This is a genomic window from Roseibium sp., assembly GCF_048261595.1.
In the GTDB taxonomy this organism is placed as follows: Bacteria; Pseudomonadota; Alphaproteobacteria; order Rhizobiales; family Stappiaceae; genus Roseibium.
The window spans coordinates 275,223-295,881 of record NZ_JBLXFW010000003.1 but is presented as its reverse complement, the minus strand read 5'-3'; the positions used below and the strand labels follow the sequence as shown (position 1 = coordinate 295,881).

Annotated in this window: 25 protein-coding genes; 12 read left to right on the top strand and 13 right to left on the bottom strand. The window is 60.3% G+C overall.

Annotated features, from left to right (window positions below):
- Positions 1 to 130: 130 nt before the first annotated feature.
- Together phbB and ACN0SY_RS12490 are read left to right on the top strand one after the other, a co-directional pair.
- Positions 131 to 859, top strand: a complete 729-nt coding sequence (gene phbB / locus ACN0SY_RS12495) for an acetoacetyl-CoA reductase (protein ID WP_417687487.1) — start codon at positions 131 to 133, stop codon at positions 857 to 859.
- A 159-nt stretch (positions 860 to 1,018) separates the two neighbouring features.
- Entirely contained in the window at positions 1,019 to 1,660 is a 642-nt protein-coding gene (locus tag ACN0SY_RS12490; RefSeq protein ID WP_417687485.1) for a septation protein A, read from the top strand.
- Between the two features lie 20 nt (positions 1,661 to 1,680).
- Here the strand turns inward: ACN0SY_RS12490 and ACN0SY_RS12485 are convergent, their stop codons facing one another.
- From ACN0SY_RS12485 to mtgA, 3 genes are all read right to left on the bottom strand, one after another.
- Entirely contained in the window at positions 1,681 to 2,103 is a 423-nt protein-coding gene (locus tag ACN0SY_RS12485) for a hypothetical protein (RefSeq protein WP_417687483.1), read from the bottom strand.
- 179 nt (positions 2,104 to 2,282) lie between these two features.
- Positions 2,283 to 2,468, bottom strand: coding sequence for a 50S ribosomal protein L32 (gene rpmF / locus ACN0SY_RS12480; RefSeq protein ID WP_417671222.1), 186 nt, complete (start codon positions 2,466 to 2,468; stop codon positions 2,283 to 2,285).
- A gap of 167 nt (positions 2,469 to 2,635) precedes the next feature.
- Positions 2,636 to 3,337 (bottom strand): monofunctional biosynthetic peptidoglycan transglycosylase, encoded by a 702-nt coding sequence (mtgA, locus tag ACN0SY_RS12475; RefSeq protein ID WP_417687481.1) that lies wholly within the window; start codon positions 3,335 to 3,337, stop codon positions 2,636 to 2,638.
- Positions 3,338 to 3,726: 389 nt separating this feature from the next.
- Here mtgA and ACN0SY_RS12470 point away from each other — a divergent pair, with 389 nt between their 5' ends.
- Positions 3,727 to 4,587, top strand: coding sequence for a polyprenyl synthetase family protein (locus ACN0SY_RS12470; RefSeq protein WP_417687931.1), 861 nt, complete (start codon positions 3,727 to 3,729; stop codon positions 4,585 to 4,587).
- Between the two features lie 10 nt (positions 4,588 to 4,597).
- Here the strand turns inward: ACN0SY_RS12470 and ACN0SY_RS12465 are convergent, their stop codons facing one another.
- From ACN0SY_RS12465 to ACN0SY_RS12455, 3 genes are read right to left on the bottom strand one after another with little or no spacing between them, the layout of a single operon-like run.
- Positions 4,598 to 5,527 (bottom strand): prephenate/arogenate dehydrogenase family protein, encoded by a 930-nt coding sequence (locus tag ACN0SY_RS12465; protein WP_417687479.1) that lies wholly within the window; start codon positions 5,525 to 5,527, stop codon positions 4,598 to 4,600.
- Positions 5,528 to 5,562: 35 nt separating this feature from the next.
- Positions 5,563 to 6,690, bottom strand: coding sequence for a histidinol-phosphate transaminase (gene hisC / locus ACN0SY_RS12460; RefSeq protein ID WP_417687477.1), 1,128 nt, complete (start codon positions 6,688 to 6,690; stop codon positions 5,563 to 5,565).
- 5 nt (positions 6,691 to 6,695) lie between these two features.
- Entirely contained in the window at positions 6,696 to 7,559 is an 864-nt protein-coding gene (locus ACN0SY_RS12455) for a chorismate mutase (RefSeq protein WP_417687475.1), read from the bottom strand.
- Between the two features lie 192 nt (positions 7,560 to 7,751).
- Between ACN0SY_RS12455 and metX the strand changes: the two genes are divergently transcribed.
- Both metX and metW read left to right on the top strand, forming a co-directional pair.
- On the top strand, positions 7,752 to 8,948 hold the full coding sequence (metX, locus tag ACN0SY_RS12450; RefSeq protein WP_417687473.1) for a homoserine O-acetyltransferase MetX: 1,197 nt from the start codon (positions 7,752 to 7,754) through the stop codon (positions 8,946 to 8,948).
- 1 nt (position 8,949) lies between these two features.
- Positions 8,950 to 9,585, top strand: a complete 636-nt coding sequence (metW, locus tag ACN0SY_RS12445) for a methionine biosynthesis protein MetW (RefSeq protein WP_417687471.1) — start codon at positions 8,950 to 8,952, stop codon at positions 9,583 to 9,585.
- A 15-nt stretch (positions 9,586 to 9,600) separates the two neighbouring features.
- On the opposite strand, the gene ACN0SY_RS12440 is transcribed toward metW, so the two are convergent.
- The gene (locus ACN0SY_RS12440) at positions 9,601 to 10,371 is read right to left on the bottom strand and encodes a class I SAM-dependent methyltransferase (protein WP_417687469.1); all 771 of its coding nucleotides are present in this window, start codon (positions 10,369 to 10,371) and stop codon (positions 9,601 to 9,603) included.
- Between the two features lie 133 nt (positions 10,372 to 10,504).
- On the opposite strand from ACN0SY_RS12440, the gene gloB reads away from it, so the two are divergent.
- The 5 genes from gloB (at position 10,505) to ACN0SY_RS12415 (ending at position 13,325) form a co-directional block, all read left to right on the top strand.
- Positions 10,505 to 11,275 (top strand): hydroxyacylglutathione hydrolase, encoded by a 771-nt coding sequence (gloB, locus tag ACN0SY_RS12435; protein ID WP_417687467.1) that lies wholly within the window; start codon positions 10,505 to 10,507, stop codon positions 11,273 to 11,275.
- Positions 11,276 to 11,676: 401 nt separating this feature from the next.
- Positions 11,677 to 12,030, top strand: a complete 354-nt coding sequence (locus tag ACN0SY_RS12430) for a hypothetical protein (protein ID WP_417687465.1) — start codon at positions 11,677 to 11,679, stop codon at positions 12,028 to 12,030.
- 125 nt (positions 12,031 to 12,155) lie between these two features.
- Positions 12,156 to 12,371 (top strand): hypothetical protein, encoded by a 216-nt coding sequence (locus tag ACN0SY_RS12425; RefSeq protein ID WP_417672421.1) that lies wholly within the window; start codon positions 12,156 to 12,158, stop codon positions 12,369 to 12,371.
- Between the two features lie 113 nt (positions 12,372 to 12,484).
- Positions 12,485 to 12,940 carry a cupin domain-containing protein gene (locus ACN0SY_RS12420; protein WP_417672423.1) on the top strand — a complete coding sequence of 152 codons (456 nt, stop codon included), beginning with the start codon at positions 12,485 to 12,487 and terminating at the stop codon, positions 12,938 to 12,940.
- A gap of 64 nt (positions 12,941 to 13,004) precedes the next feature.
- Positions 13,005 to 13,325, top strand: a complete 321-nt coding sequence (locus tag ACN0SY_RS12415) for a hypothetical protein (RefSeq protein WP_417687463.1) — start codon at positions 13,005 to 13,007, stop codon at positions 13,323 to 13,325.
- A 19-nt stretch (positions 13,326 to 13,344) separates the two neighbouring features.
- On the opposite strand, the gene ACN0SY_RS12410 is transcribed toward ACN0SY_RS12415, so the two are convergent.
- The 6 genes from ACN0SY_RS12410 to ACN0SY_RS12385 form a co-directional block, all read right to left on the bottom strand.
- Entirely contained in the window at positions 13,345 to 13,941 is a 597-nt protein-coding gene (locus ACN0SY_RS12410; protein WP_417687461.1) for a hypothetical protein, read from the bottom strand.
- A 98-nt stretch (positions 13,942 to 14,039) separates the two neighbouring features.
- Positions 14,040 to 15,344 (bottom strand): signal recognition particle-docking protein FtsY, encoded by a 1,305-nt coding sequence (gene ftsY / locus ACN0SY_RS12405; RefSeq protein WP_417687459.1) that lies wholly within the window; start codon positions 15,342 to 15,344, stop codon positions 14,040 to 14,042.
- A 42-nt stretch (positions 15,345 to 15,386) separates the two neighbouring features.
- Positions 15,387 to 16,655, bottom strand: coding sequence for a tRNA (N(6)-L-threonylcarbamoyladenosine(37)-C(2))-methylthiotransferase MtaB (gene mtaB, locus ACN0SY_RS12400; RefSeq protein WP_417687457.1), 1,269 nt, complete (start codon positions 16,653 to 16,655; stop codon positions 15,387 to 15,389).
- Positions 16,652 to 17,563: a diaminopimelate epimerase gene (gene dapF, locus ACN0SY_RS12395; RefSeq protein ID WP_417687455.1), complete on the bottom strand. Its 912-nt coding sequence runs from the start codon at positions 17,561 to 17,563 to the stop codon at positions 16,652 to 16,654. The genes mtaB and dapF overlap by 4 nt, the downstream gene beginning before the upstream one ends.
- A 129-nt stretch (positions 17,564 to 17,692) precedes the next feature.
- The gene (locus tag ACN0SY_RS12390) at positions 17,693 to 18,592 is read right to left on the bottom strand and encodes a neutral zinc metallopeptidase (protein WP_417687453.1); all 900 of its coding nucleotides are present in this window, start codon (positions 18,590 to 18,592) and stop codon (positions 17,693 to 17,695) included.
- Between the two features lie 95 nt (positions 18,593 to 18,687).
- On the bottom strand, positions 18,688 to 19,239 hold the full coding sequence (locus tag ACN0SY_RS12385) for a L,D-transpeptidase family protein (protein WP_417687929.1): 552 nt from the start codon (positions 19,237 to 19,239) through the stop codon (positions 18,688 to 18,690).
- A gap of 197 nt (positions 19,240 to 19,436) precedes the next feature.
- Here ACN0SY_RS12385 and ACN0SY_RS12380 point away from each other — a divergent pair, with 197 nt between their 5' ends.
- Together ACN0SY_RS12380 and ACN0SY_RS12375 are read left to right on the top strand one after the other, a co-directional pair.
- Complete coding sequence (locus ACN0SY_RS12380) at positions 19,437 to 20,120, top strand: response regulator transcription factor (RefSeq protein WP_417687451.1); 684 nt, start codon at positions 19,437 to 19,439, stop codon at positions 20,118 to 20,120.
- Between the two features lie 25 nt (positions 20,121 to 20,145).
- Positions 20,146 to 20,649: a Crp/Fnr family transcriptional regulator gene (locus tag ACN0SY_RS12375; protein ID WP_417687449.1), complete on the top strand. Its 504-nt coding sequence runs from the start codon at positions 20,146 to 20,148 to the stop codon at positions 20,647 to 20,649.
- Positions 20,650 to 20,659: the final 10 nt, after the last annotated feature.

Sequence of the window (20,659 nt, the reverse complement as noted above, 5' to 3'; positions counted from 1 at the left end):
CGACGGACAGCCTAGGCCGAATGGTCTAGCCACAATTGATATCTGTCATGGCGGGGCAAAACGCGCTTTGCCATGACAGTGCAAACGCGGGCCGGCAAGGCTCGAAGACGGGGTGAACAAGGAGGAAGGAATGAGCAAGGTCGCATTGGTTACGGGTGGAACACGCGGCATTGGGGAGGCGATTTCCAAAGGTCTCAAGGACGCTGGCTACACGGTAGCGGCAACCTACGCCGGCAACACCGAAAAGGCCGAGGCCTTCAAGGCAGAGACCGGCATCCACGTCTACAAGTGGGACGTTGCCGACGAGAAGGACTGCGCCGACGGCATCGCCAAGGTTGAGGCAGAACTCGGCCCGATCGAGGTTCTCGTCAACAACGCCGGCATTACTCGCGACGGCATGTTCCACAAGATGTCCTTCGACCAATGGAAGGCCGTGATGTCGACCAACCTCGACAGCATGTTCACCATGACCCGCCCGGTGATCGAGGGCATGCGCGCCCGTGGCTCCGGCCGCATCATCAACATCTCCTCCATCAACGGCCAGAAGGGCCAGATGGGCCAGACCAACTATTCGGCGGCCAAGGCAGGCGTGATCGGCTTCACCAAGGCGCTGGCGCAGGAAAATGCCTTCAAGGGCATCACCGTCAACTGCGTGTGCCCGGGCTACATCAACACGGACATGGTCGCAGCCATGCCCGAGAAGGTTCTGGAATCCATTGTCTCCGGCATCCCGGTCGGCCGTCTTGGCCATCCGGAGGAAATCGCCGGCACCGTAGTCTACCTGGCCTCCGACGCAGCGGCCTTCATGACCGGCGCCGTCATGACCATCAACGGCGGCCAGTACATCGCCAACGGCTAAGGCAAGAGCCTGACGAAAGAAACAAATGAAAGGCGCCTCACCGGGCGCCTTTTTTGTCATTCAAGCCAACACACGCTGTCAAACCTTGACCTGCCCGACCCCGGGTGCCTATCTGCGTACAAGTCATGGCTACCCAGTTCGCAGGAGCAACAGAGCACGATGGAATTTGAACGCGATCCGAACGATCCGGCCCGCAAGGAACTCTCGCCCCTTCTCAAGCTCGCACTGGAACTCGGACCGCTGGCCGTCTTCTTCCTGTTCAACTCACGCGGCGAGCAGATCGCGGAAGCCTTTCCGGTGCTTCAGGCGCTTGGCAAACCGATCTTCCTGGCCACCGCCGCCTTTATGGTCGCGATCACCATTTCACTGGTCGCCTCCCTGTCGCTGACAAAGCGGCTGCCGATCATGCCGCTCGTGACAGGCGCTGTCGTGCTGGTCTTCGGCGGCCTGACGCTGTGGCTGCACGACGATCTCTTCATCAAGCTGAAGCCGACGATCATCAATTCGCTGTTCGGCGCGGTCCTGCTTGGCGGTCTGCTGTTCGGCAAATCCCTGCTCGGCTATGTCTTCGACAGTGCGTTCAAGCTGACCGACGAGGGCTGGCGCATCCTGACCTGGCGCTGGGGCCTGTTCTTCTTCGTCCTGGCGATCCTGAACGAGGTTGTCTGGCGCAATTTCTCGACGGACTTTTGGGTAAATTTCAAGGTTTTCGGCGTCATGCCGATCACCCTCGTCTTCACCATGACCCAGCTGCCGCTGATCCAGCGGCATGCGATTATGGAAGACAGCAGCGAGGCCTGAGGCCTCGCCATTTCACCTTCTCAATACGGCCCGTCCCCATGGTGGCCGAAGGCAACATCCCGGCGCGCACCGGTGATGGAGATCGAGAAGCCTGCGATCACGTCGACCAGCGAGATCGCCATCAGGATGAAGAACACCGATGTTGCCGCATTCGCGACGACGAGGAATTCCACCAGATAGGCGACGAAGACCAGCACCGACAGGATATGGTCGACAAGGGCCGCTCTCCCGATCCGGGTCGCTTTCAGGATCTCGAAAAACAGCATGACCAAGGCACCTGCGATCAGAAGATCGCTCACGGCCATGGAAAACACCGCTCCCGAGACCATCGCAACAGACAGGAATTCGGCGGAGAACGCCGCGCCTGTCCCTTGCGAGAAGGCAATCAGGTTGTAGGCAATGAGCGGCAGGAGCGTCAGCGGCAGGGAAGCAAGCAGACCCATGGAGTGTTCCTCGATCAGGAGCCGCCGATGCGGCTGGTCAGGATTAGTCTTATCAGATTCGTTCGGCAGCGGGCGCGCCGAGAGGCCATGCACCAGGGCGGGAAGCCGGTCGAAAACGAAAAAGGCCGACCCAATGGGCCGGCCTTGATCTCGTTATGCCTGGCGGCAAATCCCGATCCTTAGACGTCGTCCTTCGGAGTCAGGATCTGACGGCCCCGGTACATGCCGCTCTTCAGGTCAACGTGATGCGGGCGACGCAGTTCGCCCGAATCCTTGTCCTCGACGTAAGTCGGCTGCTTCAGGGCGTCCGCGGAACGGCGAAAACCGCGCTTCATGCGCGAAGTTTTCCTCTTCGGTACGGCCATTTTGTTCTTCTCCGTGGTCCATAGTCGCGCGGCCCGGACCGGGAAAGCCCGGGGCGTGGCATCACGCAGCGTGTTGGAATGGGCGGCGTTATACAGGCAACGCACAGGTTTTGCCAGCCCATATAGCGAATTTTCTTGACCGGACGTACAGGAGAGTTGGGCCGGGGTCAAGATCCGAGGACGCAGGAGAAAATATCTCCCGCAACCTTCACCCTGGACAGGTTCGTCGCGGCCAGTTTCCGGTGCCCCGACGAAGGTTTCGCCGGGTTGCGCCCAAGGGGATTTGGCAGCGCCGTTGCAAGACGCGCCGCCTGTGTCCGGGACAGGTCCTTGGCCGGAATGCCGTACCAGGCCTGGGCGGCAGCTTCCGCGCCGAAGATGCCCTCGCCCCATTCCGCGATATTCAGATAAATCTCCATGATCCGCCGCTTGGTCAGCATCGCGTCCAGCATGAGGGCCAGCGGTAATTCCAGTCCCTTGCGAACGAAACTCCGGCCATTCCAGAGAAACAGGTTCTTGGCCGTCTGCATGGTCAGGGTCGACGCACCGCGCGGGCTTTCCCCCTCATTCAAAAGAACATCAACCTGCTTTTGCAACGCCTCCCATTCCACGCCGCCGTGTACGCAGAAACCGCTGTCTTCAGAGGTGATAATCGAGCGGACCAGATGGGGAGAAATCTCTTCCAGCGGTTTCCACTGCCTGTCGACCCAGAGCAATTGGGCATAGCGGCCCAGCATGAGGGTGCTGACCGGCGGCACCACGGCGTACAAAACAGTCAGGACAGGCGGAAGCAGCACGATGACAACCAGCATCCGGATTATCCAGCGACGCCATGACGAACGATCCTTCAGCGCGGACCGGAGGCGCATCAAACGGCCCTCAGACGGCCTGCTCGTCTGCCCTTTTGTCTTCGTATCGGATGTCTTGCCCCGCCCCATTCAGATCCCGTTTGTTGTCCGCGACAGCCTGCCTGCTTCATCCACAACTCGGAGGCGGCAAATTCCATGAGACTGTTGAAATAGCACATTCAGAAGATGCCGGAACCCTGCCATCAGGACCGCCATCAATGAAACGCGCGAGATTGCCCTTCGGTTACGCCGGGACGATGATTTTTTATCCAGGCTCTTGACGATACAGCCTATTGGCGTCAGGGAAACCGGAACTTCCGTGACCGGGGCGTCCAACTGCCCGCGCATCCTCCAAGGAGCCTGTCTTGACCATCGACATCAAGCCTCACCTGGCGCATCAGGCTGCGCGCATGGAAGCGGTTCTGGAGGACTTGCTGACAGCAGATGCCAGCGCAGGCGAAACGACTCGCCCGGAACGCCTCGTCGAGGCAATGCGCTATGCCTCCCTCGGCGGCGGCAAACGCTTGCGTCCCGTCCTCGTGCTCGAAGCGGCTGCCCTGTTCGGCCGGACGGACGATGGCGCAGCCGTTGCCGGTGCGGCGCTCGAGTTCATTCACTGCTATTCGCTGGTCCATGACGACCTGCCGGCCATGGACGACGACGACCTGCGCCGCGGTCAGCCGACCGTGCACAAGGCCTTCGATGAGGCAACCGCGATCCTTGCAGGCGACGCTTTGCTGACGCTTGCCTTTGATGTGATCGCCGACGAACGGGTCCATGCGGATGCTGCTGTGCGCCTGCGCCTGTCTCGCGAACTGGCCCGCGCTGCAGGCATCGGCGGTATGGCCGGCGGCCAGATGCTGGATCTCGAATCGGAAGGCCGGGAGCGGAGCGAAGCGGAAATCCGCACGCTTCAGGCGATGAAGACGGGTGCGCTCTTGCGCTATGCCTGCCGCGCCGGTGCAATCCTTGCCGATGCCCGCGAGGATGACGTCGAGCGCCTGACGCGTTTCGGCGAGATCATCGGTCTTGCCTTCCAGCTGGCTGACGACCTTCTCGACGTCGAGGCAACCCCGGAGATGACCGGCAAGGCAACCGGTAAGGATGCTGAAGCGGGCAAGGCCACGCTCGTCGGCTTGCTTGGCATCGAGGCGACCAGAAGCGAGATCTCAAGGCTGCTGACGGAAGCTCAGGAACTCCTCTCGCCGTTCGGCGAAAAGGCGCAGACGCTGTCTGCCCTTGCGGCCTTCATCGCACACCGAAACCACTGAGGCGCGGGCGCTAGGCGTCCTTCTTCGAATGGGAGCGCCCGAAGTCCGGGGCATCGGTTTCCTGCCCGGCCTCGATGATCGACCGGCGAATGCCACGGGTCCGCGTAAAGAGGTCGAACAGGGCGTCGCCATCCCCCCAGCGGATGGCCCGCTGCATGGCCGACAGGTCTTCCGAAAACCGGGCCAGCATTTCCAGGATCGCGTCCTTGTTGTTGAGGCAAACGTCCCGCCACATGGTCGGGTCCGAAGCAGCAAGTCGCGTGAAGTCTCGGAAACCGGAGGCCGAGTATTTGATCACTTCCGACTTTGTCACCGTCTCCAGATCGTCAGCCGTTCCGACAATGTTGTAGGCGATCAGATGCGGCAGATGCGAGACGATGGCGAGGACCAGATCGTGATGGTCCGCGTCCATGACATCCACATTTGATCCACAGCCTTTCCAGAATGCGGAGAGACTTTCGATTGCGGTCTCATCACCCGAGCCATCGGGCGTCAGGATGCACCAGCGGTTCTCGAACAGGCTCGAGAAACCGGCATCGGGACCTGACTGTTCAGTACCTGCAATCGGGTGCCCGGCGATGAAATGAACACCGTCAGGCACATGCGGGCGCACCTGACGCACCACAGAGCCCTTGGTCGACCCGACATCCGTCAGGATGGCGCCGGCTTTCAGCGACGGCGCAATCCATTTCGCAACCGATTCATTGGCACCCACCGGCACGCAAAGAATGACGAGATCCGCCCCCTCGACTGCTTCACCCGCATCGAGGCAATATCGGTCGCCAAGGCCCAGCTCTTCGGCGCGGGCAAGCGTCTTTTCCGAACGGGTCGAAATGACGATTTCCCGCACCAGATTGCGCTCGCGCGCAACCCGGGCAATAGAGGATCCGATCAGGCCGATGCCGATCAGGGCCAGGCGGTCAAAAAGAGGTTCACTCATCAGTCAAACAGATTGCCAGGCAGAAGGGTCAGATATCAGCCAATAAACTCGGCCAGATGGGCAACGACGTCCTTGTTGGCCACTTCAGAGCCGATGGACATGCGAAGGGAATTCGGCAGGCCATAGTTGCCGACGAGACGCAGAACACAGCCGCGCTCCAGCAGATAGGCATCCGCGTCAGCTGCACGCTTGCCGTCCACATCCGGGAAGTGGATCAGAACGAAGTTGCCCACGCTTGGGGTGACTTCAAGACCCAGCTTCTCCAGTTCGGCCGTCACCCACGGCAGCCACTTTTCATTGTGGTCGACCGCTCGCTCGACAAATGCCTTGTCCTTCACCGCCTCGATGCCCGCTGCAATCGCTGGGCCGTTCACGTTGAAGGGACCACGAATGCGGTTCAGCGCATCCATGACATGTGCCGGACCGAAACCCCAGCCGAGGCGTAGGTTCGCAAGGCCGTAAATCTTCGAGAAGGTCCGCGTCATGATGACGTTTTCCGCAGTCGCTGCCAGTTCCATACCGCTCTCGTAGTCGTTGCGGCGAACGTATTCCGCATAGGCAGCGTCGAGAACGAGCAGGACGTGCGGAGGCAGGCCCGCGTGCAGGCGGCGCACTTCCTCGAACGGCAGATAGGTGCCGGTCGGATTGTTCGGGTTGGCGATGAAGACCATACGGGTTTTCTCGGTCACCCGCTCCAGAATGGCATCGACATCCGTGGTCAGGTTCTTCTCCGGAGCCACAACCGGCGTCGCACCGGCTGCCTTGATCGCGATGTCATAGACCAGGAAACCGTGCTCGGAATAGATCGCCTCGTCGCCCGGGCCGAGATAGGCATAGGCGATCAGGCTCAGAATCTCGTCGGAACCGGCACCGCAGATGATGCGCTCCGGATTGAGGCCGTAGACGCCGCCGATGGCCTCGCGCAAGGCAGTCGACGCGCCGTCCGGATAGAGCTCCAGATGCTCGGCGACAGCAGCAAGAGCGGCCTTGGCCTTCTCGCTCGCGCCAAGCGGCGTCTCGTTGGACGACAGCTTGTGTACGGTGACGCCCTTCGAGCCCTTGGACTTGCCCGGCACATAGGCCGCAATATCCATCACACCGGGACGCGGCTGCGGGCGGCGTAGGTTTTCGTCACTGACTTGTGGCGTGGAAACGTCGTTCATTCAGATCATCCTTCGGCGGCTGCGGCACCGAAATCATCGTCCGCATCGCCCTCAACATCAATCGGCGAGCTGTAGCCCCCGACCATACGCAATACATCCGGCACCGCCCCGGCTTCTTCGCAGGCTGCCAGGATCTGGTCTTCACTCAGATCCGCGGAAACGGCGAGCAGGGCGTCGACGCCGCTCATTGACCGGTGGAAGCTGACAACTTCAAGGCCTTGCGTCATCAGACTTCCGGGAAGCGCGCCGCTCCAGCGGGCATCATAAACGATGGTGTCGCGACCGGCTTTTACCGCGATTGCGGAGGCCTGCGCAATCACGAAGGCGGGCAGATCCGCCGGGCGTTCGTCGTTGACCAGAAATGGCAGCCGCGCCGTGATCTCGGCACCATCGAGGCTCAGTCCACGCCACCAGGGCAGGTCGGCGCGATCCTCAAGCGCAATGAGACCGAGGTCGCCTTCGCCATCGGCAATTGCGCCTACGACGTCGGCAGCATCCGAACCCGCGATCAGTTCGCAGGAAAAACCGAAATGGAACCGCGCGACGTCGAGCATTCCAAGGAGGTCGGCACTGCCGTCCAGATGGATATTGACGGTACGATCTGCGCCAAGCCCGGCCGCGATCAGCATGCGCCAGATATGTTCGACCGCATGCAGAGGCAGCGTTCCCTGATGATGCTCAACAAGATGGCGCATCAAATCCGCGTCATCGCCAGGCTGCAGCGAGTAGCCCGTACCTGCATCGATCTGCGAAAGATCGTCGACAATCCGGGAGCGTTCGATCAGACAGTCATGCAGCTTGGCATCAAGCGCATCGAGCTGGAGCCTGAGCTCCGCCCGTGCCGATTCAGTGTCGGGTCTTGAAGACATGAACCCCTCGGAACCTCTGCGGAAAAGCAAAAATGAGGTTGATAGTCATAGGCACCACGGTACCTAAACGCAAAAGAAATCATTGACACTGCAACCTCAGCCACCCTACCTGCAATGTTCCCGGTGGCCGGCAGGCTGCCGCGACCTGACCGGACCCGCAAAAGCACAGCGCTCCTGAGCGAAACAAGAGTTATGGCCGACGAGACCCAAGCGACAGATTCAGCCAACCGCGCCCTGCAGGAGGCTGACCGCCCCAGCAGCAAGCTCGCCGTTTTCGGAGAGAGCGAAGCGCTGGAACTGGATTCCGGCGCCTCGCTGGCACCCTGGCAGATCGCTTATGAAACATACGGCGAGCTGAACGCGGACAAGACCAACGCGGTTCTGATCTGTCACGCGCTTACCGGCGACCAGTATGTTGCTTCGACCAATCCGATCACCGGCAAGCCCGGATGGTGGACACGCATGGTCGGCCCGGGCCGGCCGGTCGACACCGACCGCTATTTCGTCATTTGCGCCAATGTCCTGGGCGGTTGCCTCGGCACCACCGGCCCGGCAACGACCAACGCGGCAACCGGCAAGCCCTATGGCCTCGATCTGCCGGTCGTGACGATCCGCGATATGGTACGCGCCCAGATGCGGCTGATCGACAGGCTCGGCATCGACACCCTGTTTGCTGTCGTCGGAGGATCGATGGGCGGCATGCAGGTGCTGCAATGGGCGGCGAGCTACCCGGACCGTGTTTTTGCCGCGATTCCAATCGCCACCGGTGCACGCCATTCGTCCCAGAACATCGCGTTCCACGAGGTTGGGCGTCAGGCAATCATGGCCGATCCGGACTGGTGCGGCGGAAGCTACATTGCCGAAGGCAAGCGCCCGACCAAGGGTCTGGCGGTTGCCCGCATGGCCGCGCATATCACCTATATGTCGGACGAGTCCCTGCACCAGAAATTCGGACGCAACCTTCAGGACCGTGAAGATCTGACCTTCGGCTTCGATGCCGATTTCCAGATCGAGAGCTATCTGCGCCACCAGGGAATGACCTTCGTCGATCGCTTCGACGCCAATTCCTATCTCTATGTCACCAGGGCGATGGACTATTTCGACCTGGCCGCGGAGTTCGGGTCGCTTCCTGCCGCTTTCAAGGACAGCAAGACACGCTTCTGCATCATGTCCTTCACCTCGGACTGGCTGTTCCCGACATCCGAAAGCCGTGCTGTCGTGAAGGCGCTGAACGCCGCCGCCGCCAACGTCTCCTTCGTGGAGATCGAAAGCGATCGTGGCCACGACGCCTTCCTTCTGGACGTGCCGGAAATGTTCTCCACCATCCGGGGCTTCATAACGGGTGCAGCCCATGCCCGCGGCATTCCCGCACCTGGAGGGTCCGACTGACATGACCGCCAAGGACCAGAGCCTCAACGGACTTGCCATTCGCGGCGACCACCGCGTCGTCGCCAGCTTCGTGCCCGAAGGCGCGCGCGTTCTGGACATCGGCTCCAACGACGGCACCCTGCTCGATCTTCTGGCCCGCGAGCGCCGGGTCGACGGACGCGGTGTCGAGATTTCCCAGGACGGCGTGAACAAGAGCGTGGCGCGCGGCCTTTCGGTGATCCAGGGCGATGCCGACACCGACCTTGCCGATTACCCGGACAAGTCCTTCGACGTCGTCATCATGAGCCAGACCCTGCAGGCAACTCGCGATCCGAAGAAGGTGGTCGACGAGCTTCTGCGCATCGGCGACAAGGTGATCATCTCGATCCCGAATTTCGCCTTCTGGCGCAACCGGCTGCAGCTGCTGTTCCGCGGCCGCATGCCGGTCACCAAGTACCTGCCCTACGAATGGTACGACACGCCGAACATTCACTTCTGCTCCCTGCGCGACTTTGTCGAGCTGTGCAAGGAACTGGAGGCCCGGGTGGAGACCGCCGTCGCGCTCAGCGGACAGGGCGACAAGATCGCCTTCTCGGCTCCCTGGTGGGTCTGGAACATCGTCGCCGAGCAGGCCGTCTTCGTTCTCAGGCGGCCATAAGGCCGGACCGCACCCTCAGACCTCGTCGGGATTGTCGTAGCGCATCGGCTTGAAACCGGCCGGGGCACCGTCAGGAATAAAGACCGGCCTCAAGACCCGCAACGCGCTGCGGCTGCCTTCCACGGGAATTCCCCGGTAGACCTTCTTCTCCGCTTCCATGATCAACAGCCCGGAAAAAGCCGGCCAAAGGCGACGACCGAGGCCCTCCCACGTCCGCGCGGAACGCAGGACGAACCGAAGCCGCGACGGTGGCAGGAACAGGGCTTCCTCCTGACCGATGACGTCGAACTGACAGCTTTTGAGAAGATTGCGCAGCTGCCCGCGCGAGTAAGGACGCCCATAACCGAAGGGAGAGAGCTCCGACTGAGCCCAAAGGCCGCGCCGGTTCGGCACGATGGCGATCAACCGTCCACCCGGCGCCAGAACCCGCCAGGCTTCGCGCAGGATCGCCGAAGGGTCGGCGGCATGGTCGAGTGCATGAACCACCATCACCCTGTCGAAATAGGCATCGGAAAACGGCAAGCGACTGTCTTCGACGAGGGTCGCCGCATTGTCCGCCTCTCGAGGCCAGCCAACGGCGCCCTGCTGCGCCGGCATCGCTGCAATGCAGCGCTCTGCGCTTCCAAGATATGGCCGCATGAAAGGTCCGGCATAGCCGATCCCCAGAAGGCTTTGTCCCTCAAGGCTCGGCCAGAGTGTGCGCACACGTCCGCCGATCAGCACCCTGAGCAGGCGACCCAACGGCAGGTCATAGAAGGTCCGCAAATCGGCAACGTCGAGATACATGGTCCGCCCGCATCAAACTGGCGCGATTGAACCTTGATCCGAGAGGTTTCGCAACCCGCCCCTTGTCTCGGGGCAACAGTCTTGCCACCTTGTGAGCAGTGATTTGATCGCAAATTCCCGGAGAGAAAGCCCCATGCCCGCCGAAGTCCGCCAGTTTTCCTGCCTGTCCGACAATTTCGGCGTGCTGATTCATGATCCGGACAGCGGCACGACGATCGCCATCGACGTGCCCGACGCGAAGCCGTATCTGGAGGTTCTGCAAGAAACTGGCTGGCAGCTCAGCCACATCCTGATCACCCACCACCACTGGGACCATGTTCAGGGATTGGACGAACTGAAGGCTAAAACCGGTGCTCATGTGGTCGGGCCGGAACTGTCCCGTGGCAAAGTTGCCGGCTTCGACGAGACGGTCGCTGATGGCGACACGATCACGGTTGGGCCTTATAGCGTCGAGGCAATCGGCACGCCGGGCCATACGCTCGACCAGATTTCCTGGTTCTTCCCTGAGCTGAAGATAGCCCATACCGGCGACACGCTTTTCTCGCTCGGCTGCGGCCGCATCTTCGAGGGCGATGCCGAAATGATGTGGGCATCGCTGTCGACGCTGAAGCGAAAGCTGCCCGCAGACACGACCATCTACTGCGGCCACGAATACACCCAGTCCAATGCCCGCTTCTCCCTGACCATCGAGCCTGACAATGCGGCCCTGAAAGCTCGAGCTGCCGAGGTCGACACGCTGCGTGCGGCGGGCAAGCCGACCTTGCCGACCACCATGGCGCAGGAGCTGGCAACCAACCCCTTCCTGCGCGCCAATGAGCCATCCGTCAAAGCCGCTCTTGGCATGACCGCTGCCTCTGACGCTGACGTCTTCGCGGAAATCCGCACCCGCAAGGACAAGGCGTAGCTACGTCCCAACACGACATGTACAAAATTAATCCTTATGATCAAAAATATATCTTGACAATAATACTTTCCCTATTGCTAGTTTTATATATCTCATACGATTTGACCTACATCGTATTATTTAAAGATATAAGCATATTCACAAGACAAGACCATAAGGCAATTTCAATATTTTTTGCTTTCTTGCCATTTATATACATCGCCCCATTTTTAACAATCTGGGTGCTTATTCACCGACCTGGCATTGGATTAGTAGGGCCAGACGGTGTCACCGTCAGGGGTTTCTGGAAAACATGGCATTATACTTGGTTCGATCTTGGAACAGCTTTGATCGAACAAACGAGTTATCGAAACTCTAATTCCTACAAGGTCTGCTTCTATTTTCGAAACCGGGAAAACACAATGCAACTGCATGGAAGTTTTCCGCCACCCGCTCCGCTGTTTGCCGATGTCTCGATTGGCGATTACAGGAATGAGGATCAGGCAAAAACGCTGGTGGAGAATGCAAACTTCCTCAGTGTAATTCACGGCGTCGGCCCCTCGAGAAAGATCGACTACAAAGGCTTCGGAGACAAATATTTCTGGCAAAACAAATCAATATCGCTTGCTGCTTCATCTTTGCTTTTCATAACATATATCGCTTTCTCATTCGGAACACTTCTGTATCTAAATAAGAAGTATTCATCCAAAGGTGGAATTCTTTATATCGTACAGTCGATCCGTGACTTCATATTGCCTCTCTTATATCAGGGATGAACCTGTGACCGCACCCGGAATTACCCGCAAGGACAAGGCGTAGCCGCTCAAAATTCGGGCAGCGCCTTTCGCTGCGGCAGTTTCATTCCCATATGAAAAGCCTCGCCATCAGAAAGGGGCAATTCATGATGACGGAAGACGCAGAAAGCGGCCGGGAAAGACGGACGGCCGAACAGCGGGCACAGGCGGTCGTTCACCGTATCCTGCTGCAGGCGGAAGCCATCCCGGCTCAACAGGGCGGCGGACACAAGCTGGACGCCGTGACCCTCTACACCGAGGTCCTCGGCGCCTTGCGCGAGACTATCGACGATATGGTCCTCGGCTCCCCCGCAACCGGTTAGCACGAAAACCTTGGCATGGGCCGGTCGACGGAGGGCGAACCCTTTCCCGGCCGGCCCCGCCACGCTAGTCTTCATCGAGCTCCAGTGATTTGTCCCGATCAAGACCTGCGCGAATGACCTTTTCCCCGTCCCTGTCCGCCTCCGAAATCGTCGATCTTCTCAAGATGCAGCCGCATCCGGAAGGCGGCTTCTATGCAGAAACGTTTCGCGACGATGTCTGCGACGACAGCGGCCGTCCGGCCTCCACGCTGATCTACTTCCTGCTTCCCGAAGGCATTACCTCCCGCTGGCACACCGTCGACGCGGTCGAGACCTGGCACTGGTATGCCGGCAGTGCTCTGGAACTCTCGATCAGTCCAGACGGCATGAGCGTTGAACGGATCCCCCTCGGCAACGATCTGGCCGCAGGCGAGCGCCCTCAAGGCATTGTTCCACGCCATGGCTGGCAGCAGGCCCGGTCTCTGGGCAAATGGACTCTGGTCGGCTGCACCGTCGCGCCGGGCTTCCGGTTCGAGGGTTTCAGGATGGCCCCGGACGGCTGGGAGCCGGGTGACCCGATCCAGCCTTGATCCGTCTCAAGGTCGCAGACTGCCCTGCCGTTAGGATCGTCCCGACACGTCAGGAGATCCGATCATGAACCGTATCCTCGCGGCGGCTGCCATCGTCATGACCGCCCTTGGCTGGGCAAGCACCGCCAACGCCTATTCCGGCGAGTATTTCGTCACCTGCAATCTGAACCCCAGGGGCGACAATTTCCTGGCGCTTCGCACCTGCGGCTCATCCAAATGCCGGATGACGCACAAGCTCGGGCCCGGCACATTCATGGTGTCACTTGAACCTTACGCCGTGAAAGGCTGGCGCGAAGTGATCGTCCTGCGCTCGCTTCAGGACCAGAGCTATTCCGGCCCGCGCGGCTGGGTCTATTCGAAGTACATCTGCGAAGTGCGGTATTGATCACTCGCCGTTCCGAACCCTACTCCGGCACCGGCAAAACCAGATCCGGAGCAGGCTCGATGTCCTGTGTGATCTTCATCTCGAAATTCGGCGCCTTGGTGTCATAGACCGCACGGGCGATGATGCCGTTGTCCTTGCGCACCCAGTAAGTGTAGCGGTTTTCGGTCGTCATGCCCTGGGTCAGGGTGATGGCACCAGCGATCCGCTCATAGGCAACGCCGTCGATCTCATCGTCGTCACACAACGCGTCGCGCAGGGTTTCAGCGTCCTTGAGCTTGAGTGCTGCCGCCTCTTCCGCGGAAACCGGCGGTTCAAGGTCCCGGACCTTCACCCAGGTTTTGCCTTCGTCGGACGACTGGTACATGACCGTACCGTGTGTCAGCACCCGCGCCTGGGGCGGACTGACGGGAACGGACATGTTGTGGCTTTGGGACAGATAGTAGAACTCGTTGGTCATGGGCGGTGCGCCCTTGAACTCGGTCGTATTGAACGCCTTCGTTGGCATTCCCTGGTCCTGCTGGGTGAACAATTCGATGAAACGGTCCTCACACGGACCGGCAATCGCGGTCGATGCGAGCGTGGCCAGCAGCAAGCAACCTGATAAGAAAATCTTCAAAACAGTTCCCCCGCTCCGTGTTGTGCGTCGGCAAGAATGCCAAACAGCAAACACGATTATTCCCTGCTGGGCAAATCTTCGGGGGAATGCAAAGAAAGCTAGGCCAGACCGGCAATCGCGCTGGCGAAGTCCCTGGCCGAGAACGGCTCCAAGTCGTCGACGCCTTCACCGACGCCGATGAAATGCACCGGCAGCTGGTACTTGGAGGCAATGGCAACGAGAATACCGCCACGGGCCGTTCCGTCCAGCTTGGTCATGACGAGGCCGGTGACACCTGCCACCTTGCCGAAGATCTCCACCTGGCTGAGGGCGTTCTGTCCGGTCGTTGCATCGAGCGTCAGGATGACGTCGTGCGGCGCTTCCGGATCGTGCTTCTTTATCACGCGGATGACCTTTTCCAGCTCATCCATCAGCTCGGTCTTGTTCTGAAGGCGGCCAGCCGTATCGATCAGGAGAACATCGACCTGCTTGTCCTTGGCTTCCTTCATGGCATCGAAGGCAAGGCCGGCAGCATCTGCACCGGTATCGCGCGCTACGACTTCGGCACCCGTGCGTGCGCCCCAGATCTTCAGCTGTTCGACGGCAGCAGCGCGGAAGGTATCGCCTGCAGCCAGCATCACCGTCTTGCCTTCCTGACTGAGTTTCTGTGACAGCTTGCCTATGGTGGTCGTCTTGCCGGTGCCATTGACGCCGACCATCAGAACGACGTGGGGCTTCTTGCCGCGATTGAGATCAAGCGGCCTTGCGACCGGCCCCAGAACCTTCTCGACCTCCTCCGACAGGATGGCGCGCACTTCTTCCGGCGCGATCTCCTTGTCATAACGTCCTTCCGACAAACGGTCCGTGATCGACATGGCCGTGTCGACGCCGAGATCCGCCTGGATCAGGATATCCTCCAGCTCTTCCAGCATGGAGGCGTCGAGCTTGCGCTTGGTGAAGATCGATGAAATGCCGTCGGTCAGCGCAGAGGATGAGCGCGACAGGCCCTTCTTCAGCTTCTGGAACCAGGAGACCTTCGGCTCTTCGGACGCCGTGTCGGTCGAAACGCGGGCTGGTGCGGGATCATGGGCCACGATTTGCGGCGCAAGATCCGGTACCGCTCCTGCATCCAGAGGGAGAGGTTCCGGGCTCATGTCCGCGACCGGGTGAACCACTGTCTCGGTCGCCTCGAAGGTTCGTTCGTCCGCCTCGACGATGGGAGTGGCCGGTTCGGCGATCGGAGCGGGTTCTTCCGGTTCCGGGGCAACCGGTTCCGGGGTCACCTCCGCGGCTGGCGCGCTTTCGACGGTCTCGGATGCGGCTTCATTAGCGACAGCAGGGCTCACCGCCTCTTCGGGGGTCTCGGGCGCCTGATCCTTGCCGCCGAACAACCGTCCCAGAAACCCGCGCTTTTTCTCGCTCATGAACCTGCCTTGAAATTCTATATCCGAAGTGACGGCTCGATCTTACGCCGCCTTGGAAACCACATCGCCCAGAAGATGCCGCCCAGTGTGTGCGGCGATTTTCACGGCAAGGATTTCTCCCGCAACGCCGCCTGCAATCTCGACCTGAGTGAATTGCTCCGTGCGCCCGAGGCCTTCTTTCTCGATCAGCACCGGACGGATCTTGCCGATTTCCGAAGCCAGATGCGCCACGAGCACTTCCTCGCCCTTGGCGCGCAAACGCGCACCGCGTTCCTTGACGATCTGCCGGGGCAGCTGCGGCATGCGCGCGGCCGGCGTGCCGGGGCGTGGCGAGAACGGAAACACGTGCAGATGGGTGAGTCCGCATTCGTCTACGATGCGCAGGGAATTCTGGAACATCTCTTCGGTTTCGGTGGGGAACCCGGCGATGATATCGGCACCGAAGACGACGTCCGGGCGCATGCGGCGGACTTCCTCGCAGAAGGCAATCGTATCGGCGCGCAAATGACGGCGCTTCATCCGCTTCAAAATCATGTCATCACCGGCCTGCAGCGAGAGATGGAAATGCGGCATCAGTCGTTCGTCCTCGGCGATGACGCGCATCAGGTCATCATCGGCCTCGATGCTGTCGATTGACGACAGGCGCAGACGCTTCAGGTCCGGCACCATCTTGAGGATCTTCGCCGTAAGCGTTCCGAGCTTCGGCATACCTGGAAGATCGGCTCCATAGGACGTGATGTCGACGCCGGTCAGGACGATTTCGTTGTAGCCGTTTTCGACGAGCCGCCGGATCTGGTCGATGACCACGCCCATCGGAACCGAGCGGGAATTGCCGCGGCCGTAGGGAATGATGCAGAAGGTACAGCGATGGTCGCAGCCGTTCTGAACCTGGACAAATGCGCGCGCCCGGCCCTCAAGTCCGTCGATCAGGTGACCTGCGGTCTCCTCGACACTCATGATGTCGTTGACGCGAACCTTTTCGCTCTCGTCGATACCGAAGGCCGCCACCTGCTGGTAGGACTTGCGTTCGAGCTTCTCGGTGTTGCCGAGGACAAGGTCGACCTCGCCCATCTCGGAAAAGGTCGCGCTTTCAGTCTGGGCGGCACAGCCCGTCACGATGATCTTGGCGTTCGGATTGTCCCGGCGCGCCTTGCGCACGGCCTGACGGGCCTGCCGCACGGCTTCGTTGGTCACGGCGCAGGTATTGATCAGGATGGCATCCTTCAGGCCCGCGGCTTCCGCCTCGCGCTTCATCACCTCGGACTCGTAGGAATTGAGCCGGCAGCCGAAGGTTACAACGTCAATGCTCATTCGGCGGCTCCGGCCGCTGCATTTTCGTCACCTGGCGCAACCCTCTCCCAGGCCAACGTCTCAAGATCGACCTCGCCTTCGAACTCGACCTCGGTCAGGCCGGTCATCAGGACATGGTCGTCGCTCTCGCGCCATTCAATCTGGATCGGACCGCCCGGCAAATGGATGGTCGACTTGCGCCCGGCCTTGCCATCGCGCGCCGCAGCAACGGCAACGGCACAGGCCGCCGTACCGCAAGCCGCGGTCAGACCTACGCCGCGCTCCCAGACCTTCACCCGGATCTCGTTTGGCGCGAAGACATGGGCGAGCGAGATATTGGCCCCTTCCGGAAACACCGGATGATGCTCCAGCAGCGGCCCGACGCGGGTCAGATCATAGGCCTCGATATCATCGACCCAGAAAATGGCGTGCGGGTTTCCCATGGAGACAGCCGCCGGCGTGTGCAGGATCGGATCGTCGATCGGCCCGATCTGGAGCTCGATAGCGCGTGTGTCCGCGAATTCCTCAGCCAGCGGGATCTCGTCCCAGTTGAGGCGCGGCTTGCCCATGTCGACGGTCACCGTGCGCGGTTCGTCGGATGCAAAGGCATGCAGCAGGCCGGCATTGGTCTCGATGGAAACGAAGTCCTTGGCCTTTTCCTCGATCAGAAGCCGTCCGATGCAGCGCGTGGCATTGCCACAGGCATCCACCTGCGAACCATCGCAATTGTGGATGCGCATGAATGCGTCGACCCCGGCCGGGGAGCGCTCAACCGTAATCATCTGGTCGAAGCCGATACCAGTCTCGCGATCGCCCAGTTTGGCAATCACATCCGGGGTCAGGCGCAGCGGTTCGTCCCGCGCGTCCCAGACCACGAAATCGTTGCCAAGACCGTTCATCTTCAAAAAGGGCCTGCGCGCCTGCGCCATACCGGTGTTCGCTTCAGTTGAATGGGGTTGAAAAGCCGTGCGCGCCCGCAACAAGGCGCGCTTCTGCCTCTATATGGCGGAAACCTTGACGAATTACCAGTATTTCAACGACATCAGATGGCCTCAGCGTTAAAGCTGTGCCGCATTGAACGTATCGCAGGTTCGAAGGTCGCCGCTCTTGAAACCGGCGCGGAACCAACGAGCCCGCTGCGCTGATGTTCCGTGGTTGAAGCTCTCGGGAACGACATAGCCCTGAGCTTCCATCTGCAGGGTGTCGTCACCGATGCGGCTGGCCGCGTTCAGCGCCTCTTCGATGTCACCATCTTCCACGAAACCGCGTTGGCGGGCGGCAAAATGCGCCCAGATCCCGGCGTAGCAGTCGGCCTGCAGCTCGACCCTGACCGAAAGAGCATTTGCGTCCGCCTTGCTCATGCCCCGGCGAACCTTTTGGAACTCCGGCAGGACGCCGAGAACATTTTGCAGGTGATGCCCGACTTCATGGGCCAGAACATAGGCCTGAGCGAAGTCGCCGGGCGCATTCATCTGGCTCGCCAACTGACGATAGAACGAGAGGTCGATGTAGATCTTGCTGTCGGCACCGCAATAGAACGGTCCCGTAGCCGAGCTTGCATGACCACAGGCAGACGGCACGGAATTCGAGAACAGGACGAGCGTCGGCTCCGGATAGTCGAACGAGTAATCGCGTAGCAGCTGCGTCCAGGTGTTCTCGGTATCTGCAAGGATGACGGAGACGAACTGCGCAAGCTCATCATCCTTTGCGGATGTTCGGACCGGGGCCGACGTCTCGTAGACAGGTCCACCGGCACCGCCTTCCAGCGCGCCGAGCAGCGCCATCGGATTTATGCCCGTAAGCCACGAGATGCCAAGCACAACGACGACGCCGACCAGGCCAAGCCCGCCACCTGCGCGGGTTTTGCGCCCGACAGGCAGCCGCATGGAGCGTCCCGAGACCTGCCGCGAGCGGCGGTCGTCCACATTGCTGCTTCCCTGACGTCCCTTCCAGCGCATGGTCTTTCCCTAACCCGAATTACCGATATTCATACCCAACGCTCTCGATAGCAGGTTGGTGCCCTGTCGCGGGAAAAATATGATGCGCCGCTGCCTCAAGACCGGTGAATTCGCATCCGCACCCCTGGCCGAACCCGCGACAAGATAAGCCGCATATGCTCCGGCGCGACGGCCACGCACCCTTCTGTCGGCGAATAGCCTTCCCGGGCAATGTGGAAGAAGATGGCACTGCCCTTGCCTCGAACGGGTGGATGCATGTTGCAGTCAAGGACTACGACGATGTCGTAGAGCTTGTCCTCGCGCCACATCTTTTCATGGCTTGCGCAGAACGGCAGGTCGACCGGCCGATTATAGCGCCTGTGACCAGGATCGTCGCACCAGCCGTCGCTCGGAACCAAGGCCTCGACCGGCAAATCGACCCTGGGCCGTAGGCCGCGATCGGCACGATAGTAGACATTCAGGAGTTCATACGTACCCGAAGGCGTCGCGCCGTCACCTTCTCGCTTGCGAGCCGTGATGCCGGATCGGCCCAATGCACACGGAACCGTGATTGCACCGAAAGTCAGGTATCCCTTTGTCCTGTCGACAACAGAGCGCCGAACTTCAAGGTATTTCGCTGATTTTCCTGTTTGCCCCGGCAACGTCATCTCCAACACTGACAGAAATTCCAAGGCCTTGATAAACCGCCCATAAACCCCGCGTGAACAACAATTGACGCGAAACCGCTTGTTTGGCCAATATTTCGCTCGCACAAATGTGACGACACCCCCATGTAGACGTCATCCTGCAAGGCGCAGGTTGAAGAGATCAGAGCTAAGGCCGGGAGCCAAGCGAGGAGCAACAGATGACCGCCCGCACCATCCTGATTGTCGATGACGACACCGAATTGCGCGAAGCGCTTGTGGAACAATTGGCGCTATACGACGAATTCGAGACGATCCAGGCAGACTCGGCGGCCAATGGCATCGCCCTTGCCAAGGACGATCGCATCGACCTGCTTCTCATGGATGTCGGCTTGCCGGATATCGATGGCCGCGAGGCGGTGAAGCTTCTGCGCAAGAACGGCTTCAAGGCACCGATCATCATGCTCACTGGCCACGACGGCGACAGCGACACGATCCTTGGCCTCGAAGCTGGCGCGAATGATTACGTCACCAAGCCGTTCAAGTTTGCCGTGCTGCTTGCCCGTATCCGTGCGCATCTGCGCCAGCATGAACAGAGCGAAGACGCAACGTTCTCCATCGGCCGCTATTCATTCCGTCCGGCCGCAAAGGTCATGCAGGACGATAACGGCGGCAAGGTGCGCCTGACCGAGAAGGAAACCTCTATCCTGAAGTTCCTGTATCGCGCCGGCGAAAAACCCGTTACCCGAGACATCCTTCTTCATGAAGTGTGGGGCTACAATTCCGGCGTCACCACCCATACGCTTGAAACCCACATTTATCGCCTGCGGCAGAAAATCGAGCGAGATCCGTCCAACGCAGAGCTGCTCGTTACAGAAGCCGGTGGATACAAGCTTGTGCCCTGAGGCTAGTTGGGCCTAAATCAGAGGCATGAGCCTTGCCCAAGACATAGCGATTCTGCAGCAGATCCCGATGCTGACCGATTTCGCCGACGATCAGTTGCGCCTGCTTGCCTTCAGCGCCGAGAGCATGGATTACCGAAGCGGTATGACCCTGTTCGATGAAGGAGAGCGGGCCGACGGCGGTATGGTCATTGCCGAGGGCAAGGTCAGCTTGCAGCGCCGCGGTGAAGATGGCTTTGAGGAACTTGACGTAGTGCCGACCGGCACCCTTCTCGGTGAAATGTCGATGCTTGTCGATACGACACGTCCTTGCAGGGCCGTCGCCGTCGGAGCTGTGAGGGTCATCCGTATCCGCCGCGCCCTCTTCAAGCGCATGATCCAGGAATATCCGGAACTCGCCCAGCGCCTATTCGAGGCTCATGCCAACCGTTACAAGCTGACGGTCAGCGCACTGGCTCCTATCGGAGATCGCCTGGAGGAACTGGAACGACTGGCGGTTGCGAGTAGCCTGCGCGGACCGGCGGGTTCCTGAAGCTTAAGCG

Coding starts and splice junctions, on each gene's coding strand:
- phbB (WP_417687487.1), top strand. CDS start 131: ATGAGCAAGGTCGCATTGGTTACGGGTGGAACACGCGGCATTGGGGAG.
- ACN0SY_RS12490 (WP_417687485.1), top strand. CDS start 1,019: ATGGAATTTGAACGCGATCCGAACGATCCGGCCCGCAAGGAACTCTCG.
- ACN0SY_RS12485 (WP_417687483.1), bottom strand. CDS start 2,103: ATGGGTCTGCTTGCTTCCCTGCCGCTGACGCTCCTGCCGCTCATTGCC.
- rpmF (WP_417671222.1), bottom strand. CDS start 2,468: ATGGCCGTACCGAAGAGGAAAACTTCGCGCATGAAGCGCGGTTTTCGC.
- mtgA (WP_417687481.1), bottom strand. CDS start 3,337: ATGCGCCTCCGGTCCGCGCTGAAGGATCGTTCGTCATGGCGTCGCTGG.
- ACN0SY_RS12470 (WP_417687931.1), top strand. CDS start 3,727: ATGGAAGCGGTTCTGGAGGACTTGCTGACAGCAGATGCCAGCGCAGGC.
- ACN0SY_RS12465 (WP_417687479.1), bottom strand. CDS start 5,527: ATGAGTGAACCTCTTTTTGACCGCCTGGCCCTGATCGGCATCGGCCTG.
- hisC (WP_417687477.1), bottom strand. CDS start 6,690: ATGAACGACGTTTCCACGCCACAAGTCAGTGACGAAAACCTACGCCGC.
- ACN0SY_RS12455 (WP_417687475.1), bottom strand. CDS start 7,559: ATGTCTTCAAGACCCGACACTGAATCGGCACGGGCGGAGCTCAGGCTC.
- metX (WP_417687473.1), top strand. CDS start 7,752: ATGGCCGACGAGACCCAAGCGACAGATTCAGCCAACCGCGCCCTGCAG.
- metW (WP_417687471.1), top strand. CDS start 8,950: ATGACCGCCAAGGACCAGAGCCTCAACGGACTTGCCATTCGCGGCGAC.
- ACN0SY_RS12440 (WP_417687469.1), bottom strand. CDS start 10,371: ATGTATCTCGACGTTGCCGATTTGCGGACCTTCTATGACCTGCCGTTG.
- gloB (WP_417687467.1), top strand. CDS start 10,505: ATGCCCGCCGAAGTCCGCCAGTTTTCCTGCCTGTCCGACAATTTCGGC.
- ACN0SY_RS12430 (WP_417687465.1), top strand. CDS start 11,677: ATGCAACTGCATGGAAGTTTTCCGCCACCCGCTCCGCTGTTTGCCGAT.
- ACN0SY_RS12425 (WP_417672421.1), top strand. CDS start 12,156: ATGATGACGGAAGACGCAGAAAGCGGCCGGGAAAGACGGACGGCCGAA.
- ACN0SY_RS12420 (WP_417672423.1), top strand. CDS start 12,485: ATGACCTTTTCCCCGTCCCTGTCCGCCTCCGAAATCGTCGATCTTCTC.
- ACN0SY_RS12415 (WP_417687463.1), top strand. CDS start 13,005: ATGAACCGTATCCTCGCGGCGGCTGCCATCGTCATGACCGCCCTTGGC.
- ftsY (WP_417687459.1), bottom strand. CDS start 15,344: ATGAGCGAGAAAAAGCGCGGGTTTCTGGGACGGTTGTTCGGCGGCAAG.
- mtaB (WP_417687457.1), bottom strand. CDS start 16,655: ATGAGCATTGACGTTGTAACCTTCGGCTGCCGGCTCAATTCCTACGAG.
- dapF (WP_417687455.1), bottom strand. CDS start 17,563: ATGGCGCAGGCGCGCAGGCCCTTTTTGAAGATGAACGGTCTTGGCAAC.
- ACN0SY_RS12390 (WP_417687453.1), bottom strand. CDS start 18,592: ATGCGCTGGAAGGGACGTCAGGGAAGCAGCAATGTGGACGACCGCCGC.
- ACN0SY_RS12385 (WP_417687929.1), bottom strand. CDS start 19,239: ATGACGTTGCCGGGGCAAACAGGAAAATCAGCGAAATACCTTGAAGTT.
- ACN0SY_RS12380 (WP_417687451.1), top strand. CDS start 19,437: ATGACCGCCCGCACCATCCTGATTGTCGATGACGACACCGAATTGCGC.
- ACN0SY_RS12375 (WP_417687449.1), top strand. CDS start 20,146: ATGAGCCTTGCCCAAGACATAGCGATTCTGCAGCAGATCCCGATGCTG.